Consider the following 15,446-nt stretch of genomic DNA (forward strand, 5'->3'; position numbering starts at 1 on the left):
ATCCTTTCATTAAGCGGGCGCGCGTTGCCCGCCATAGCTATTTCGCGGGCGTTAAAACTAATTGCGAGGGGCTTCCTACCGCCACGTAATCCTCAACGAAGGTCAGCCTGCCGTCGTCCGGCGCAACGCTGAAGCGGGTGATGTTGTCGCTGCGCTGGTTCATGGCATACAGGTATTTGCCGCCGCCGTCGAGCGTCAGGGTGCGCGGATAATCGCCCCGCGTCCAGATATCGTCCCGGTGCGTCAGCGTGCCGTTTGCCGCTACGGTGAAGTGCGCGATGCTGTTATGCAACCGGTTGGCGACGTACAGCTGCCTGCCGTCGCGGCTCAACACCAGGCCCGCCGCAAAGCTGGTTCCCTTGTAGCCTTTCGGCAGGACGGAGACGGTTTTGCCCTCGGTTAAGGTGCCTTTGGCCGTATCGAGCTGATAATAAGTAAGCGTAGAGGACTCTTCGTTAATCAACCAAAGGCCGTCGCCCGCCGGAGTGAACACGAAGTGGCGCGGACCGGCGCCTTCGGAAGAGGCGGCGATAAACGGCGGATCGTTTGGCGTGAGCTTGCCGGCAGCTTTATCAAAACGGTACTGATAGATGCGATCCAGGCCAAGATCGGTGGAGAAGACGAATTTCCCGCTGGGATCCGCGCCGATCATATGCGCGTGCGGGCCGTTATGATCGCTTATCGCAAAGCTGCCCTCCGCGGCGGCGGCCGGTCTGGCGGCTCCCGGCTGGCCTTCATCCTGTTTAGTATCGCTTGCTTCGCCCAGGCTGCCGTCTTCTTTGACCGGCAGCACGGCGATGGTGCCGCTGATGTAGTTGGCCACCAGCAGATGACGGCCGTCAGGCGTAAGCGACAGATAAACCGGACCGGCGCCGCCCGAAGAGACCTGGTTTAGCTCCGTAAGGTTGCCCTCTTCCCCAACGCGCAGCGCCGCAATAACGCCCTTCTGCTCCTCGCTCGCCACGTACAAAGTTTTGCCATCTTTGGCGGCGGTTAGCTGCGCGGCGTTCGGCAACTCGTTAACCAGCGTTTTGTTGCTCAACGCGCCGGTGCCGGCATCAACCTGAAAGCGGTACACGCCTTCGCCGTTCGGATTGTAGGTGCCAACCCAGGCAAACTGCGTCTGGGCCGCCGCCGTTCCGGCAACCATGGCAAGAGACGCGATGAGCAGATTACGTGTTGCAGGCATTGGGGATTCCTTATGGTATTGGGAATTATCCGCCCCCACCCTTTCCCTCACAGGAAGGTCAGGGTGAGGGCTGTTTTAACCAACCAGCTTCTTCGTCATTTCCAGCAGCGTACGCACATCTTCCGGGCGCGTATTGCCGCTCGCTTTATCAATGATCGAGCTGTAAATGTGCGGGATGATTTTACTCACGCCCGCGTCCAGCGCGATCTTCAGAATCTCTTCGTAATTCTCCAGATCGATGCCGCCGGTCGGCTCCAGCCAGAAATCATGCTGCGCGCAGGCTTCGGCTACGGCTTTAAACTCATCGCGGCATTTCAGGCCGCCCATCGGGAAGTATTTTATCGAGCTGCCGCCCATATCTTTCAGCAACTTAATGGCGGTTTCAACGGGTACGATACCCTCCGGCGCGTTTGAGCTTAGCGGCCCGGTGGAGATTTTCACCCTCCCAACGGTGCCGGTCGGCGAAACCAGGCCGTTAACCACGGTTTCACTTTGCCCAAGCAGCGCGCGGGAGGCGCCCACGCCGGTAAATACCTGATTGACGTGCTGCGGCTGCAGCTGGCGGGAAATTTCGCTCACCATCGCCGACTGGTTCGGATCGCCCGCGCCGAGGCCCACGGAAAGCGCATTTTCGATAAGCGCCGCATAATCGCGCATATCCGCCACCGCGCTTGCCACGTCCGGATAATTTTTAGAAAGCACGCCGACCAGCACGTGGCCCTGCGCCGCCTCGTAAATCTCTCTGGCGTTTTCTTTCGAACCGGCCAGTACGTTCAGGCACACGCGCTCGCGGTAAAAGTTTGGGGTCAGTTTCATGCCTGGTTCTCCTTGCTGATGTTCGCTTTGATGCAGCGATAAATAATGTCCAGCTGCTGCGGGCTTACGCTGCGCACGTCCGCCTCGATAATCCCTTCGTTGGCCTTGTAGCCGCGGAAATAAATCGCGTATTCACCCTGTTTAAGCGCGCTTACCAGCTCGCCGGTGCTGATGCCGATGGCGGCTTCATCAAACTTAATTTCGCTGCGGGCGATATCACGGCCGGCGGCGTCCCACACGACGCGGGCGCTGACGCCATCAAGCGTGTTCAGGCTGTCGATAAACGGCGTCATTTTCTGCACCATCTGCTCGCCGGTTTCTTTTTCGGCGGTGAGGTAATGTTCAATGGCGCAGGTCAGGCCAAGAATGCCCTCTTTGCCCACCTTCATCGCGCGGCCGATGCCGCCGGTCTGCAGCTTCACCCACTCGACATACTGCTTCTTGCCGATAACCAGCCCGCTGGTTGGCCCTTCAATGGCCTTCGCGCCGCTGTAGATAACCAGGTCCGCGCCGGCGCGGTAGTAGCACTGCAAATCCTCTTCGGCCGCCGCGTCAACGATCAGCGGCAGGTTGTGCTTGCGCGCGACGACCACGGCCTGCTCAACGCTGAGCATGCTTTTTTGCACCGAGTGGTGGGATTTGATGTACAAAATCGCGGCGGTGCGTGGGGAAATGGCCGCCGCAAGCTGGTCCGCGGAACATTCGTTCGCATAGCCCGCCTCCACGATTTTGCCGCCGCCCAGGTTCACCATAGTGCCGACCGGCGCGCCGAAGTTTACGTTGTGGCCTTTCGGCAACACGATTTCGTTGTTTTCAAGCGGCGCGGCGTGCAGGTTCTCAATCAGCCACTGATTGTCTTTCACCAGCACCGCCGCCACGGACTGGGCGATGCCGGATGAAGCGCAGGACACCACGGTCGCCGCTTCCACCTCCAGCAGCCGGGCGATGTACTCGCCGGTCTTGTTAACCAGGTCCTTCATTTCGAAATAGTGATTCATGCCGGTGGTGACCGCTTCGACGACTTGCGGACGCGGCGTGGAGACGCCCAGCGCGGTCATGCGGCCAGACGCGTTAATCACCTGTTTTAAATCGTACTTTTCATAAATCGAAGACATGTTCTGCTTTTCCTTGTTCGGTAGTAAACCACCTGCCGGCACGCACGGCGGCAAGCGGTGACAGCAACAGTTCGCCGGTGAGCGTTTGCTGTTCGGAATCCGTGAACACCGTTGGCTGGCGGCGCAGTTCAAAAATGGTCAGGTCGCCGTCGAGCCCTACGGACAAACGCCCTTTGTTTTTCAGGCGCAGGCCGTCCGCCGCGTGAGCGGTAACGCAGTCAATCACCTGCGCCAGCGAAAGGCCGATAGAGAGGAATTTGGACATCACCGCGCCGAGGCTGTGAACGGGCCCGTTAATACGGTTGCGGCAGTAAATATCGGAGCTGATGGTGTGCGGGAAAATGCCCTGCCTGATGGCGATTTTCGCCACTTCAAAGCTGAAGCTGGCGGTGCCGTGGCCCACGTCCAGCCGTACGCCGCGCTGAATAGCGCTGGCGATAGAGGCGCGCAGCTCGCCCGCAGGCGTAAGAATGCGGTTCGGCTTGCCGTTATAGCAGTGGGTGATGATATCGCCGCTGGTGAGCAAATCTGCGATTTCATCGAGATTGGGCGGGTTATTGCCAATGTGCACCATCAGCGGCAGATCGCCGTTTTCGCGCTGGATTTCTTTAGCGCGCTCAAGAGGCTTAATACCGTTGGCGCCCACCACGCTGCTGCTCATGCGCGCTTTGATGCCGACGATAAAAGCGGGGTGGCGTTGCACCGCGTCGCGCACCGCGGCCTTGTCGATATTCGCCATATCCGACAGTTCGTTCTGGGCAATAAGCCCTACGCGGGAAATGTTCAGCAGCGCGTAGACATCCGTCGCCGCTTTGCGGGTTATCTCGTAAAACTCGTCGATATCGTCCGCGCCGGTGCTTCCCGCATCCACGACGGTTGTCGCGCCGGTATGGATACCGATACTGTCCGGCTCGTCGTGATAGATGGGGGATTTTGGGTAACAGTGAACGTGAGAATCAATCCAGCCTGCGCTGACGTAGTAATCGCCGTTTAGCGATCGTACCTCATGCGCCTCGCCGCTTACCTCACCCAGCGCGGCAATTTTGCCGTCTTTAAGCGCGATATCGATAATCGTATCGTCCACGAGGCGGGCCTGACGCAGGATTAGGTCGAACATAATTTTCTCCTTGGTTGGTGGGTGGCGCTTCGCTTACCCACCCTACGTATCGATTCGCAGGGCGGACAGGCAAGGCGCCATCCGCCGCCGCATAGCCTTACAGCGCGACCGGGAAAATAGCCCCTAAAATCATCGCCCCCAGAATCGCGCCGCCGGTAATCGGCTTGCCCCAGAGGTAGAACAGCAAAGAACCAATCAAAGAGCCGATGCCGATCGGAATCGAGGCGGTCATGGCGCTCAGGATAATCAACGGCCCAAGAAAGCGGCCCGAAGCGTTACCCGCGCCCATCATCACGTCCGCACCGTAGGTGGAATCGCTCTGGTTGATGGTGAACTTACGCGCAAGGATAATCAGGTAGCCTATCGCCAGCCCGATAATCAGCCCCGTCACCAGAGAGGCGGCAAAGTTGGCGACCGGGAAGACGAAGCCCGCGCCCAGCAGCAGCGCCGGCACGCCCAGCCCCACGCCGGTTTGGATCGCCCCGCCGATGTCCAGAATCCCCACCAGCGAACCTTCGATAATGCGCGCGAAGAGGAAGCTTGCGCCAAACGCCGCTACCGCGCCGTAAACACCCGTATCAATCCCGGCGCGCAGCATGGAGACAAACGCCACTTCGTTAAACGCCCCGATGCCGTACAGGTAGTACATATGCGTTCCGGCGAACACGCCGGAAGAAAGCAGGCCAACGAAAATCGGGAACGACCAGTCGGCATACCAAAACCCTTTATTCTCTTCCATTGCAGGCTCCGTTATTTTCCGCTCAGGGAGTTATGAATCAGATCCAGCCAGTTCGGCACGGTCATATGGAAGGATTCGATCATCTTCATGTCGAAACCGCGGAAGAAGGCGCTTAGCACAAACAGCGCGACGATGGCGGTCATCATCACTTTGGTGACGCGGTGCCAGCCGCTTTCTTCCACGCCTTTGCCAATCAGGATGCCCAGCACCAGGCCCGGCACGGCGTTACCCATAATCAGCTGCGCGCAGCCGCCGAAAATGGTGGCCCAGAAGCCCGATTTCTTGCCGGCGTCAATCGCCGCCAGCCAGAAAATAACCGGCATCACGGTGTTCACCAGCAGGTTTGCGGCAGGAACCAGCACCTTAACGGCGGTCACCTGCAGCGCTGCCGGTACGGCGGAGGCGGTGCTGTTGAGGAACGCCACCACCACCATGCCGATAAGACCGCAGGCGATGGCCATCTTTTTCGGGTCATGCAGGGTTTCAGCGACGTTGCGGTTTTTTACCATCAACGCGGCGGCGCCCCAGTTAGGGATAATGCGGTGGTCAACGTCCTGAGTAAAAGCGCCCGCCGCAACGGAAGACGCCCAGGCGTTGAAGAAGAACCCTAACCCAAAGGAGAAATGCGAAGCCGGGTCCCCTTCACAGGAGTTCAGTTCGCCGAGTGTGCGAAAAGCGCCCATTCCCTGAGTGGTCGGCGCGTGAAACATGCGTGCAGCTCCGGCGCCAACACCTACGCCGACAAGCCCCCCGATGATGAGTGATTTTATTAATATTATTAAGAACATCAGTCTGTCCTTTCTGTGTGATTTTAATGCGCGACGAAATCCACTTTATCGAGATTGATTGCCGTCACGTTGACGGTGACATCCAGCTCCACGCTGAACAGCCGTCGTTCCCGGCGCAAAAAGAAGAACAAAAACGCCTCTTTCTTTACCTCTACCCGCGCCTGAACAACCTGCACATCCTGTGGCTCAATACGCAGCAATATGTGAGGCGAGGACTTGAGCACCGTACCCTGAACGTGGTTCAGGGCGTCGGCAAAGGCTTTGGCTTTGGTATCGCCGCGCCCGCTCACTCTCACCGTGTCGGAGAAGTGTTCTTTCATACTCAACTGCCGTACTTCTTGTTCCAGGCCTGCACCAGGCGCTCGCCCAGCTCTTCTTTATCCATAAAACCAAAGCCTAAAACGTTGTTGCCTTCGTTGATGGCGGTGACGCCTTCGTCCACGGAGCGCATGCCATATTTCGCTTTGTAGCCGTGTTTGGTCTGCGCGGTGATGGCGCCTGCCCCGCCGCTGCCGCAAAAGGAGATGCCAAAGGCGGCGTTTTCAGCCTTCATCACGTCGCCCAGCTTCATGTCGGCGGCTACGCCGGGAATGACCACTGCGCGGCCGCCCGCTTTTTCGATCCCTGCCGCAACCTTCTGGCCTTTGCCCAGGCGGTCGCCAATTACTACGGTGATTTGTTCCATGTAAATCTCCTGTTGGTTCAAAGATTGTCTTTCGCTACTTCAAAATGCACCGACAGCAGCCAGGCTTCTTCAATCGGCAGGTTGCCGAACTGCTCCACCACCGCCTTCGCCATTTCCAGCGAGTCGGCAGAGATCTCCTCAAACAGGCTCTCCTCGACTTCTGGCAGCGGCTCGCCGGTCAATGACCGATGCGCCATGGCGCGAACGTGGGAAGTCAGCATCTGCTCCTGTACCGCGTTCGGCGTGATGTTGCGGGACTTCAGCAGTTCATTGATAAACCCCTGCACCTTTTCCGTCAGCTGCATGGCTTCGGTACTTCCGGCTTCATTAACCTTTACCGCTCCGTTATTCACACTGCGTACCTCATTTACTGATATGACTCTAAGGTAGCGACCGGGGTTATCAGTTTGTAGCGAGTTGTTTTCCACTTCGAAGTGGAAATAGCAGCGGCGGCAGTGATCTGTTCCACAAAATACGACCGGATCGTGATAATTCGCTGGTTTAATGTGATTAAGGTCACGTGATTGCCCGGCTGACAGCGTCGCGGGCAGAAAGAGTTTTTAGCCGAAACTGTGAAGCGGGGACGGTTTCAGGACAGATATTGGAAAAGCTTATGGCGGTTTTGCGAACGGCCCTAACGCGTCGGGCGGCCCGTCGCCAGGCAAACCAGGCCTCACGACCTGAAATGACACCACGCCTGAAGAAGTTTACTATCACTACCGCCAGCGACAGGAAGTCGGGTAGCAGATAGCAGACTTCTTAATCTCTCCTTAACGTTAATGAGCTCACGGTCAGGCATGAAAATCGACGCAGAAATAACCTTCCGTAAACTTGAAATCTTTATGGCGTTTATGGAGAAGGGAAACATTGCCCGCACGGCCGAGGCGCTCGGCATCAGCGGCGTGAGCGTGCATCGTGCGCTGCATACGCTTGAAGAAGGCGTGCGCTGCCCGCTGTTTATTCATAAAGGGCGCAACCTTGTTCCCCTTCCGTCCGCCTTTACCCTGCTTGAGCACGGTAAAGAAGCCGTTGCGCTTATGGAGCGCGGTATTGAAGAGACACGCCAGGCGGCAGGGATTGGTCAGGGACGGTTGCGCATTGGCACGCTCTATTCCCTAACGCTGGAAACCGTGCCGCGCCTGATTATGGGCATGAAGCTGCGCCGTGCCGAACTGGAAATGGATCTTACGATGGGGTCTAACCAGACGCTGCTCAATATGCTCGAAGACGGCGTGCTGGACGCCATTTTGATTTCAGTGTCGGAAGGCGAGCTTGACCGCAGCAGCCTCGAAGTGCTGCCGCTGTTCCAGGATGATATTTTCCTTGCGGCGCCCACCGCTTTTCCGCTTGATAGCAGCAGGCTTGCCGATCTGCGCGATTTTCATCATGAAAAATTCGTCTCGCTCGCCGAAGGGTTTGCCACCTACAACGGCTTTCAGGAAGCCTTTCATATTGCGGGCTTTGAGCCGGAAATTGTCACCAGGGTGAACGATATCTTTTCAATGCTCAGCCTGGTGCAGGCGGGCGTGGGGCTGGCGTTAATGCCGGGGCGCATGAAGAAAGTCTATGAGAATTCGATACAGCTGCTAAAGCTTGCCGAGCCTTACCAGATGAAACAGCAGATCGCCATCGTCTTTGCCCGCAACCGCGAGTTCGACCCCAACCTGCTGGCGCTGGCGGCCGAAGGGCGCATGTACGCCCGTTCGTTTACCGATACGCCTAACGCGCCGCTTTAGCGCGCTGCGCAAGGCGCGCAATTACCGCGACATTGTTTTGTTCACGACATACCGTAATGCCTTCGCGAAAAGCCTGCCGCGTCAGGCCTGACAGCACGCTGCCGGGCGGCATTTCGACGGCCAGCCGCACGTCCCGCTCGTTGGCGGCCACCATTGCGTCGCGCCAGCGCACGGTGCGCGACATATTCAGCGCCAGATCTTCGGCGATTTGCTCCGGCTGCCACAGGACGCGGGCGGTGCTGCCGCTGAGATAAGCGCAGCGCGGCCGGTGCAGATTAACCCCGGCAAAAGCCTGCTGGAGTTTAAGAGCGGGCTTACGCAGTAAGTCGCAGTGCGAGGGCACGCTTATCTCCAGCCGTTTGGCTTTTTGCGCCCCTTTCGCCAGGGCTTTTTGCGCCACGTCGGCCATATCCTCATCGCTTCCGGCAATCACGATTTGCTGCTCGGCGTTAATGTTGGCGATGTAAGCGCCCGTCCCTTCAACCAGCGCCTCAACCTGAGCAAGCTGCAAACCCATGATGGCGGTTAACCCATAGCCGTGCGGATAGGCCTGCTCCATCAAATCGCCACGCAGGGCGACCAGGCGCAGCGCATCTTCAAAACTGAGCGCGCCGGCGACAACCGCCGCCGGAAATGCTCCGATAGACAAGCCGCAAACCATATCCGACTGGACGCCGTTTTGTTGCAGCTCTTCGGCCCAGGCGACTCCGGCTATCAGCAAACAAAGCTGGACGGCGCGGGTGTGTTTTAAGGCGTCTGCGGAATCGAGCGCGCCTGCTTCGTCGCCCAGCACGGCGCGGACGCGTGCCGGTATATCGCTGTTATGCGGCAGCTTTTGCAGCATGCCCGCGCGTTGCGTTCCCTGACCGGGGAAAGTGAAAAGTATTTTCATGCCTTATCCTTAAACAAGCGCCCAGGGATCGCTGACCAACCGCGGACCGCTGCCGGTTTTAAGCAGCACGCGTCCGTCCCGCAGCCATTCGGCCAGCGCGAAGGCCCCGACGGGCGTTTCGATTTGCGTATCGGCGCGGCATAGCAGCTGGCTGATAACCTGCTGCCACGCCTCCAGCGCAGCGGGCGCAACGGGCTGCGGGCAGCGGATCAGCAGATCGAGATCGCTGTTCGCATGCAGCACCGGTACCTCCGTCGCCAGCGCGTAGCCCACGCTGCCGGTAACGCCCCAAACCCATGGCCACCTGCGTAACGAAAGCTGGATTGCCCCCTGCACCGGCGGCATAGAAACAAAAGGAGAATTCACCAGCACGGCATGCGAGGGCCAGCGCCTCCGGCGAGACTACGCGCTTAACGCCTGCGGCATGCGCCCACCCGGCGGCCCGCTGCTCGCGACGCATTCCGCGAACGCCTACCGGAATGCGCCCGTCAGGGCTCACATCACGCCGCACCACGACAGGCAGCGTCGGGCGCCACTGGTTTATCACCCACTCCTCGCTTACGTCTTCAAGCACGTTGCGATCCTGTAGCCAGAGCAGGTCGTGTGGGCGCGGCGCGTTCATGGTTTAGAGTCCTGAGGTCAAAGAGATAAACAGCGGTAACGACAGGATAGAGAGCACGGAGCTTAGCAGCAATACGGCTTCCGCATCCGGAGACTGCACGCCAAAACGGTTGCCGAACACCACGCCAAAGAAGCCCGCCGCCAGGGCAATCATCAAAATAGCGGTGATGGCTACCGGGCCGCTCAGGCCAAGCGCCAGAACAATGCCCCAGGCAATAAACGGCTGAATCAACAGCTTAGCGATAGTCGCGGTGCACACCATGGTGTTGATTTGCAGTTTGCGAGCCGAAAGGATAACCCCGGTCAGGAACAGCGCTGCGGCCGTTGCCGACAGGCCCAAAGGCTTAATGGCAGCCAGCAGCAGATCCGGCATACGGATGCCAATCGCCGACAGCACCACGCCCAGCAGCGGGCCCCAGACGATAGGTTTTTTCACCGAACGCCACATCAGCACCGGCAGCATCGCAAGCGTTGAACCTGTCGCTTCGCCGGCCAGCCGCGCCTTTTCCCGTTCCAGAATCAGCAGGCAGAACGGCGTCATCAGCACTGAACCACAGGCGATGGATACCGCTACGGAAAGCGAAGTCGCAGAGCCTTCGCCCAGCACGCTGCCAAGGATCGGCAGGCCAAGCGCCGCATAGTTAGGCAGCGCGACGGTCAGGGTCAGCACGGCCGCGTCCTGCGGCGATTTTTTGAAAACTTTGGTCGCCAGCAAATAGATGGCGGCATAGGTGATCCACATCGCCAGCACCAGCACCACAATCAGCGGCGACTGTTTGACGATACCTGCCCACGGGGTCTGAACGGTGGCGCTAAACAGCGCGGCAGGCAGAGCAAAATCCATTACAAAGATATTGAGCAGCGAGACATTTTTATTGTCGACCATTTTCGCTTTGCCGGCGAAAAAGCCCAGCAGCATGATGACAAAAATCGGAGCAAGAGCATGAACAATCACGTAAGTCATAACTTCACCTGTAGTTGAAAAGAGTTCCAGCACTGGTGCGATGGTTATAATTTTTCAGACGATTTTTATGTGGGTAAGCTTTTGCACACCTCTTGTTTACCCTGAATAATTCACGCTGCAGGCAGGCGGCAGGGACGCTCAGCCCCCCGCGGCGTGAAGAATAACGGGTAAAATCGTCCGGCAGGTCTGTCTTTTTATTACCAGCTGGCGCGCATACGTTCACGAACAAGGGCTGAGCTATGGCGATTCTTAGCATTCAGCCGGTTTTTCAGCGTGTTATCGCTGCGTGCTTCGCGCACGGCGGTAACGAGAGCGGCGTTCACTTTGTCCAGGTCGTCGTCCTGCGGCGCTGCGGGATTAGCGATATCAAGCAGCGCGGAGAGCAGCCCCAGGGTTTCATAGTTGCTGATGTCGTAAGCCATCGGCGGTATGGTTGCCGCCAGTTTTTCCAGCGCTTCGACGGTGCGCAGCGTGATGCGGGCCGCGGACTCTTTACCCATCGCGTGGATCATCACCCCGGAATCGTTAAACGCGATCAGGCGGTTTGCCTGATAGCCGTGGGCCAGAAACGCCCCCGACATCGCCTTGCCGACAATCAGCCCCACCACGGGATGCCCGGCCAGACGCGCGTTGGCGTAGGCGGCTGCCGCGCCCGCCAGCGCCTGATGGATGCCAAAGGCCTCTTCACGACGGCCATAGGCCTGGCTGGGTACGTCGATTACCGCCACAATGGCGCGTTTTTCGGCCTTATCCGCATCTTCCGCGATGGTTTCGCCGACCACTTTCGCCAGCGTCCAGCCTTCCAGTAACCCGACCTCACCTTCCGCGGCGCGCGGATAGTGATTGTTTTCATCCGGAACGACGGCAATAAAACGCGCGGCTTTGCCGTCAACATAGCCGTCTGCAACCTGAACGGATGCGCACAGTCCGGCCATAAGCGGCGCGCTGTCGGTCAGTTTAGCCAGCCATACGGCGGCGCGATTCAGTTTCTGGCTCATGAACGATTCTCCCCAAAAAGCTGTTTAATCTGTTCGGCATCGGCCTGCCTGCTGGTGTCGAAATGAGTCAGGCGATCCAGATACCAGTCGTAGTTATCGGTACGGTGTTTCGCCGGAACGCCTTTGGCGATGGCTTCGTTGACGGCGTCTTTCACCGCGTTCATGCCGTCGCCCACCAGCGCGTCAACCAGGCCGCTGTGGTAGCGAACTTCGCCGCCGGTCATGCTCCAGATAAACGGACGGTCGCGGGAGTCGTATTCATCAATCCCGGCTTCCTGTTCGATAACCTGCGGGCCGTTCAGGCCAAGACGCGCTTCGCGGGTCACAATCAGATAGCTGCAAAGCGCTGCGGCAATCGACATCCCGCCGAAGCAGCCCACCGTACCGGCAATCACCCCAACAACCGGGGTATAGCGACGGAGATCGACAATCGCAGCATGGATATCAGCGATGGCCGCAAGCCCCAGGTTGGCTTCCTGCAGGCGCACGCCGCCGGTTTCAAGACAAAGCACCGCCCGGGTTGGAATGCCGTTGCGGTTGTCTTCGGCCGCCAGCTCAAGGGCCGCGGCCATTTTCGCGCCGGACACTTCACCCATGCTGCCGCCCTGGAACGAACCTTCGATAGCAATCACTACCGCGGGCTGGCCGTTAATCGTGCCTTTGGCGACCACCATGCCGTCGTCAGACTGCACCACGATGCCCTGTGCTTCCAGCCAGGGGGAGACGATGCCTGCAAAGGGGTCGAGCAGTTCGCGGTAGCTGCCGTCGTCCAGCAGCCAGCGTGCGCGTTCACGCGCCCTGAGTTCGATAAAACTGCGATCGTCACGCATAGCTCACCTCTTCAAATACTTGTTCGATACGGATACGTGCCACGCCGGGCGTCGCGCCAAAATCGTGGATATGCATCTGCCCGGCGGGCAGGCTGCTCAGCGCGCCGAGGCGGCTAAAAAGCGCCTGCCAGCGTTGTTCACTGTTGTCCACCGAGGTGGTGATTTCGACGGTCAGGGTTGCGCCCTGCCCGGCGGTAAACAGCACTTCCATATCGCCGGAGCCAACCACGCCGGCCAGCGCTTTGCCGCTGACGGTACGGGTTGCCGGGAAGGTCAATGTAATGTGTTCCATAACACCCTCTTAAAAGTGTGAATGTTGCTGTAGTGGGTCGGGCCGCGCGTCATCGCGGGCTACACGGTCAAGCAGCAGCGTGGCGGCAAGCAGATCTGCCGCGCCGCCGGGTGAGGCGTTAAGCGCAAGCATCTGCTTATCCAGCCTCGCCAGAGCCGCGCGGCCTTCTTCCAGCGCGGTTCCGCCGGCGGCCAGCACGCTACGCGCGCCTTTTTGCATAGCCTCCAGCCCTTCGAGCCCGGCGCGAGAAAGCACGCAGGTATCGCTAAGGGAGGTCATGATCGCCATCAGCGCGTCAAGGCGGGCCTGCTGTTCGGTTGCGCCTTGCTGCCGGCTGAGCCTGAGCTGCGGCAGCGCCAGGCGCATGATGTGCGGAAAACCCTGCTGCGCTTCTTCACGAGCGCCGGGGACGCGATAGCGCCTCGTGGCGCGCAACCCTTTACTGAAAACTTTTGGCGCCGAACTGTCCGGCAAACGGGCAAGAAGAGCGGCGCTTGCCGCGATCTCTTCGCTGCTGCCTTCTAAGCCGCACATGGCGGCGGCAGACACCAGCAGCCCTGATGCCCAGATGGCGCCCCGGTGAGTGTTCACTCCATCCGTAGCGTCCATCATCTGCGCTTCGCCTTCGCGACCTAAACGGCCGACAAGCTGGCGCAAAGCGATGTCCGCCGGACGCTTCCAGCTTTGCAATGCCAGAGCATGAAACGTCGGGGAGAGGCTGTGCGCAGAACGTTCCATCAACGCAAGCGTCAGGTCGTGATGCGCGCCGTTTCCCCGGCTGTCCACCAGACCGGGTTTCGGGCTTAAGCGTGCTTCTTCAATCAGGCTACGGGTGGCAACCCTTGCAAGCCAAAGCGCTCCGCCCTCGACGCCTGTCTGTGGCTGTAGTTTCATTACCAGCTCCGGAATTTCGCAGGTGGGTTATAAAGGCCGTCGGACCATTCGACGAGGTCGGATACGCTGCTGGCAGCCAACAAAGAGCGGGTCGCGTCGCTGCGGCGAATGCCCATATCTTCCGGGAAGACAACTTTGCCGCTTTGACGCAGCTGCGCCACGCGCTTAGCGTCCACGCCCAGTCCGATGTCGGTGATGCCCGCAACGGCGGCCACCATCGCGCGACGTTCTTCAAGGCTTTCAGCGCGATACAGATACGCGATGCCTTCTTCAGTCAAGACGTGGGTCACGTCATCGCCGTAAATCATCACCGGAGCCAGCGGCATGCCCGACGTTTTCGCCACTTCCAGCGCGTCGAGTTTTTCGACAAAGGTAGGCTTCACGCCGGCCTGGAAGGTTTCGACCATCTGCACCACCAGCTTGCGGCCGCGCTGCATCAGATCTGGCTCACCCTGCATGGCAAGCCAGGCCGGCGTGGCATGACGGCGACCGTGCGGATCGTGCCCCATGTTCGGCGCGCCGCCGAAGCCGGAAAGGCGGCCGCGGGTCACGGTTGAGGAGTTGGCAAAGCCGTCAACCTGTAAGGTGGAACCGATAAACATATCCACCGCGTACTGGCCTGCCAGCTGGCAGAACGCGCGGTTAGAACGCATGGAACCGTCGGCGCCGGTAAAGAAGACGTCCGGGCGGGCGCGAATATACTCTTCCATTCCCAGCTCACCGCCGAAGCAGTGCACGCTTTCTACCCAGCCACTTTCGATTGCCGGAATAAGCGTCGGGTGCGGGTTAAGCGTCCAGTGTTTACAGATTTTGCCCTTCAGGCCGAGCCGTTCGCCGTAGGTTGGCAGCAGCAGCTCAATGGCGGCGGTGTTAAAGCCAATACCGTGGTTGAGCGACTGCACCTGATGTTCCGCGTAGATGCCTTTGATCGCCATCATCGCCATCAGGATGTGTTCCTGTTTGATCAGGCGCGGGTCGCGGGTGAACAGCGGTTCGATAAAGAACGGCTTGTCGGCAACCACGACATAGTCAATCCAGGAACCGGGAATATCCACGCGCGGCAGGTCGCATTCATCGTCTACCAGTTCATTAACCTGGGCGATAACGATGCCGTCGTGGAAAGCGGCCGCTTCCACCAGCGCAGGCGTATCTTCAGTGCTGGCGCCGGTATAAAGGTTGCCTTTACGGTCGGCCTTAAAACCGGCAACCAGCGCGACGTTCGGCGCAAGATCGACGTACAAGCGGGAGTAGAGTTCAATATAGGTATGGATAGCGCCAATCTCTAACTGACCGTCTTCAAGCAGCTGCGAAATGCGCAGGCTTTGGGTGCCAGAGAAGGAGAAATCGAGCCTGTGGGCGATACCTTTTTCAAAAATATCAAGGTGTTCGCTACGTCCTACGCTCGGCATGATCATATGCAGGTCGTGAACCTTAGCCGGGCTGACTTGCGCAAGCATGCGGGAGAGAAAATCCGCCTGCTTCTGGTTGTTCCCCTCAAGGACCACGCGATCGCCCGGCGCGATCAACCTTTCCAGCATATCGACAAGGCCTTCGGTTGGAAGCACCTTGCCCTGCACGTTCGTGGAAGCCATGCGTCGCTGCTTCTCGGTACGACGCCTGTTCCAGACACGCGCTGGCTTTTGGCAAGACTTCATAATTAACCTCCTGATTCAGCTCATCATTTTGATTTGCTTTAGTCTGGTTAAATTGTGCGCTTACCTCTTTAGGGTATCAATTAAGCCGGTGGGCGAATCATTAGCCTTAGAGTAA

Annotated in this window: 17 protein-coding genes and 1 pseudogene; 1 reads left to right on the top strand and 17 read right to left on the bottom strand. The window is 58.8% G+C overall.

All coding sequences use genetic code 11. The annotated features are described in order from the left end of the window. Positions 1-37: 37 nt before the first annotated feature. The 9 genes from WLO32_RS18010 to WLO32_RS18050 all read right to left on the bottom strand — a co-directional run bounded on the left by WLO32_RS18010 (position 38) and on the right by WLO32_RS18050 (position 6,754). On the bottom strand, positions 38-1,189 hold the full coding sequence (locus tag WLO32_RS18010) for a lactonase family protein (protein ID WP_435946366.1): 1,152 nt from the start codon (positions 1,187-1,189) through the stop codon (positions 38-40). A gap of 75 nt (positions 1,190-1,264) precedes the next feature. Continuing rightward, complete coding sequence (gene dagF / locus WLO32_RS18015) at positions 1,265-2,005, bottom strand: 2-dehydro-3-deoxy-phosphogluconate aldolase (RefSeq protein WP_435946367.1); 741 nt, start codon at positions 2,003-2,005, stop codon at positions 1,265-1,267. Next, on the bottom strand, positions 2,002-3,120 hold the full coding sequence (locus WLO32_RS18020; RefSeq protein WP_435946368.1) for a DgaE family pyridoxal phosphate-dependent ammonia lyase: 1,119 nt from the start codon (positions 3,118-3,120) through the stop codon (positions 2,002-2,004). Before WLO32_RS18020 ends, dagF begins: the two co-directional genes overlap by 4 nt. After that, complete coding sequence (locus WLO32_RS18025; RefSeq protein WP_435946369.1) at positions 3,104-4,237, bottom strand: amidohydrolase/deacetylase family metallohydrolase; 1,134 nt, start codon at positions 4,235-4,237, stop codon at positions 3,104-3,106. Before WLO32_RS18025 ends, WLO32_RS18020 begins: the two co-directional genes overlap by 17 nt. A gap of 97 nt (positions 4,238-4,334) precedes the next feature. Beyond that, complete coding sequence (locus tag WLO32_RS18030) at positions 4,335-4,976, bottom strand: DUF4310 family protein (RefSeq protein ID WP_271123838.1); 642 nt, start codon at positions 4,974-4,976, stop codon at positions 4,335-4,337. Between the two features lie 11 nt (positions 4,977-4,987). After that, complete coding sequence (locus tag WLO32_RS18035) at positions 4,988-5,764, bottom strand: DUF4311 domain-containing protein (RefSeq protein ID WP_121267744.1); 777 nt, start codon at positions 5,762-5,764, stop codon at positions 4,988-4,990. A 23-nt stretch (positions 5,765-5,787) separates the two neighbouring features. Continuing rightward, complete coding sequence (locus WLO32_RS18040; protein WP_121267745.1) at positions 5,788-6,084, bottom strand: DUF4312 family protein; 297 nt, start codon at positions 6,082-6,084, stop codon at positions 5,788-5,790. A gap of 2 nt (positions 6,085-6,086) precedes the next feature. Then, positions 6,087-6,449 carry an SFCGS family glycine-rich protein gene (locus tag WLO32_RS18045; RefSeq protein ID WP_121267746.1) on the bottom strand — a complete coding sequence of 121 codons (363 nt, stop codon included), beginning with the start codon at positions 6,447-6,449 and terminating at the stop codon, positions 6,087-6,089. A 17-nt stretch (positions 6,450-6,466) separates the two neighbouring features. Next, on the bottom strand, positions 6,467-6,754 hold the full coding sequence (locus WLO32_RS18050) for a glycine dehydrogenase (RefSeq protein WP_435948336.1): 288 nt from the start codon (positions 6,752-6,754) through the stop codon (positions 6,467-6,469). 492 nt (positions 6,755-7,246) lie between these two features. On the opposite strand from WLO32_RS18050, the gene WLO32_RS18055 reads away from it, so the two are divergent. Continuing rightward, positions 7,247-8,185: a LysR family transcriptional regulator gene (locus tag WLO32_RS18055; RefSeq protein WP_435946371.1), complete on the top strand. Its 939-nt coding sequence runs from the start codon at positions 7,247-7,249 to the stop codon at positions 8,183-8,185. On the opposite strand, the gene mdcH is transcribed toward WLO32_RS18055, so the two are convergent. The 8 genes and pseudogenes from mdcH to mdcA form a co-directional block, all read right to left on the bottom strand. Beyond that, positions 8,169-9,077: a malonate decarboxylase subunit epsilon gene (gene mdcH / locus WLO32_RS18060; protein WP_435946372.1), complete on the bottom strand. Its 909-nt coding sequence runs from the start codon at positions 9,075-9,077 to the stop codon at positions 8,169-8,171. The genes WLO32_RS18055 and mdcH overlap by 17 nt on opposite strands. A gap of 9 nt (positions 9,078-9,086) precedes the next feature. After that, positions 9,087-9,699, bottom strand: a pseudogene (locus WLO32_RS18065) (malonate decarboxylase holo-ACP synthase). A 3-nt stretch (positions 9,700-9,702) separates the two neighbouring features. Beyond that, positions 9,703-10,662 carry an AEC family transporter gene (locus WLO32_RS18070; RefSeq protein ID WP_435946373.1) on the bottom strand — a complete coding sequence of 320 codons (960 nt, stop codon included), beginning with the start codon at positions 10,660-10,662 and terminating at the stop codon, positions 9,703-9,705. A gap of 197 nt (positions 10,663-10,859) precedes the next feature. After that, complete coding sequence (gene mdcE, locus WLO32_RS18075; protein ID WP_435946375.1) at positions 10,860-11,660, bottom strand: biotin-independent malonate decarboxylase subunit gamma; 801 nt, start codon at positions 11,658-11,660, stop codon at positions 10,860-10,862. Continuing rightward, positions 11,657-12,490: a biotin-independent malonate decarboxylase subunit beta gene (locus WLO32_RS18080; RefSeq protein WP_435946377.1), complete on the bottom strand. Its 834-nt coding sequence runs from the start codon at positions 12,488-12,490 to the stop codon at positions 11,657-11,659. Before WLO32_RS18080 ends, mdcE begins: the two co-directional genes overlap by 4 nt. After that, positions 12,483-12,782, bottom strand: coding sequence for a malonate decarboxylase acyl carrier protein (gene mdcC / locus WLO32_RS18085; RefSeq protein WP_435946378.1), 300 nt, complete (start codon positions 12,780-12,782; stop codon positions 12,483-12,485). Before mdcC ends, WLO32_RS18080 begins: the two co-directional genes overlap by 8 nt. 9 nt (positions 12,783-12,791) lie before the next feature. Continuing rightward, on the bottom strand, positions 12,792-13,676 hold the full coding sequence (locus tag WLO32_RS18090; RefSeq protein ID WP_435946379.1) for a triphosphoribosyl-dephospho-CoA synthase: 885 nt from the start codon (positions 13,674-13,676) through the stop codon (positions 12,792-12,794). Continuing rightward, positions 13,676-15,331 carry a malonate decarboxylase subunit alpha gene (gene mdcA, locus WLO32_RS18095; protein ID WP_435946381.1) on the bottom strand — a complete coding sequence of 552 codons (1,656 nt, stop codon included), beginning with the start codon at positions 15,329-15,331 and terminating at the stop codon, positions 13,676-13,678. Before mdcA ends, WLO32_RS18090 begins: the two co-directional genes overlap by 1 nt. Positions 15,332-15,446: the final 115 nt, after the last annotated feature.

Source organism: Dryocola mayonis (assembly GCF_051307045.1).
Classification (GTDB): Bacteria; Pseudomonadota; Gammaproteobacteria; order Enterobacterales; family Enterobacteriaceae; genus Dryocola.

Bases quoted from the DNA above. Each gene is read 5' to 3' on its own strand.
- dagF (WP_435946367.1), bottom strand. From the start codon at position 2,005: ATGAAACTGACCCCAAACTTTTACCGCGAGCGCGTGTGCCTGAACGTA.
- WLO32_RS18055 (WP_435946371.1), top strand. From the start codon at position 7,247: ATGAAAATCGACGCAGAAATAACCTTCCGTAAACTTGAAATCTTTATG.
- WLO32_RS18040 (WP_121267745.1), bottom strand. From the start codon at position 6,084: ATGAAAGAACACTTCTCCGACACGGTGAGAGTGAGCGGGCGCGGCGAT.
- WLO32_RS18080 (WP_435946377.1), bottom strand. From the start codon at position 12,490: ATGCGTGACGATCGCAGTTTTATCGAACTCAGGGCGCGTGAACGCGCA.
- WLO32_RS18050 (WP_435948336.1), bottom strand. From the start codon at position 6,754: ATGCAGCTGACGGAAAAGGTGCAGGGGTTTATCAATGAACTGCTGAAG.
- mdcE (WP_435946375.1), bottom strand. From the start codon at position 11,660: ATGAGCCAGAAACTGAATCGCGCCGCCGTATGGCTGGCTAAACTGACC.
- WLO32_RS18090 (WP_435946379.1), bottom strand. From the start codon at position 13,676: ATGAAACTACAGCCACAGACAGGCGTCGAGGGCGGAGCGCTTTGGCTT.
- mdcA (WP_435946381.1), bottom strand. From the start codon at position 15,331: ATGAAGTCTTGCCAAAAGCCAGCGCGTGTCTGGAACAGGCGTCGTACC.
- WLO32_RS18010 (WP_435946366.1), bottom strand. From the start codon at position 1,189: ATGCCTGCAACACGTAATCTGCTCATCGCGTCTCTTGCCATGGTTGCC.
- WLO32_RS18035 (WP_121267744.1), bottom strand. From the start codon at position 5,764: ATGTTCTTAATAATATTAATAAAATCACTCATCATCGGGGGGCTTGTC.
- WLO32_RS18030 (WP_271123838.1), bottom strand. From the start codon at position 4,976: ATGGAAGAGAATAAAGGGTTTTGGTATGCCGACTGGTCGTTCCCGATT.
- mdcH (WP_435946372.1), bottom strand. From the start codon at position 9,077: ATGAAAATACTTTTCACTTTCCCCGGTCAGGGAACGCAACGCGCGGGC.
- mdcC (WP_435946378.1), bottom strand. From the start codon at position 12,782: ATGGAACACATTACATTGACCTTCCCGGCAACCCGTACCGTCAGCGGC.
- WLO32_RS18045 (WP_121267746.1), bottom strand. From the start codon at position 6,449: ATGGAACAAATCACCGTAGTAATTGGCGACCGCCTGGGCAAAGGCCAG.
- WLO32_RS18070 (WP_435946373.1), bottom strand. From the start codon at position 10,662: ATGACTTACGTGATTGTTCATGCTCTTGCTCCGATTTTTGTCATCATG.
- WLO32_RS18020 (WP_435946368.1), bottom strand. From the start codon at position 3,120: ATGTCTTCGATTTATGAAAAGTACGATTTAAAACAGGTGATTAACGCG.
- WLO32_RS18025 (WP_435946369.1), bottom strand. From the start codon at position 4,237: ATGTTCGACCTAATCCTGCGTCAGGCCCGCCTCGTGGACGATACGATT.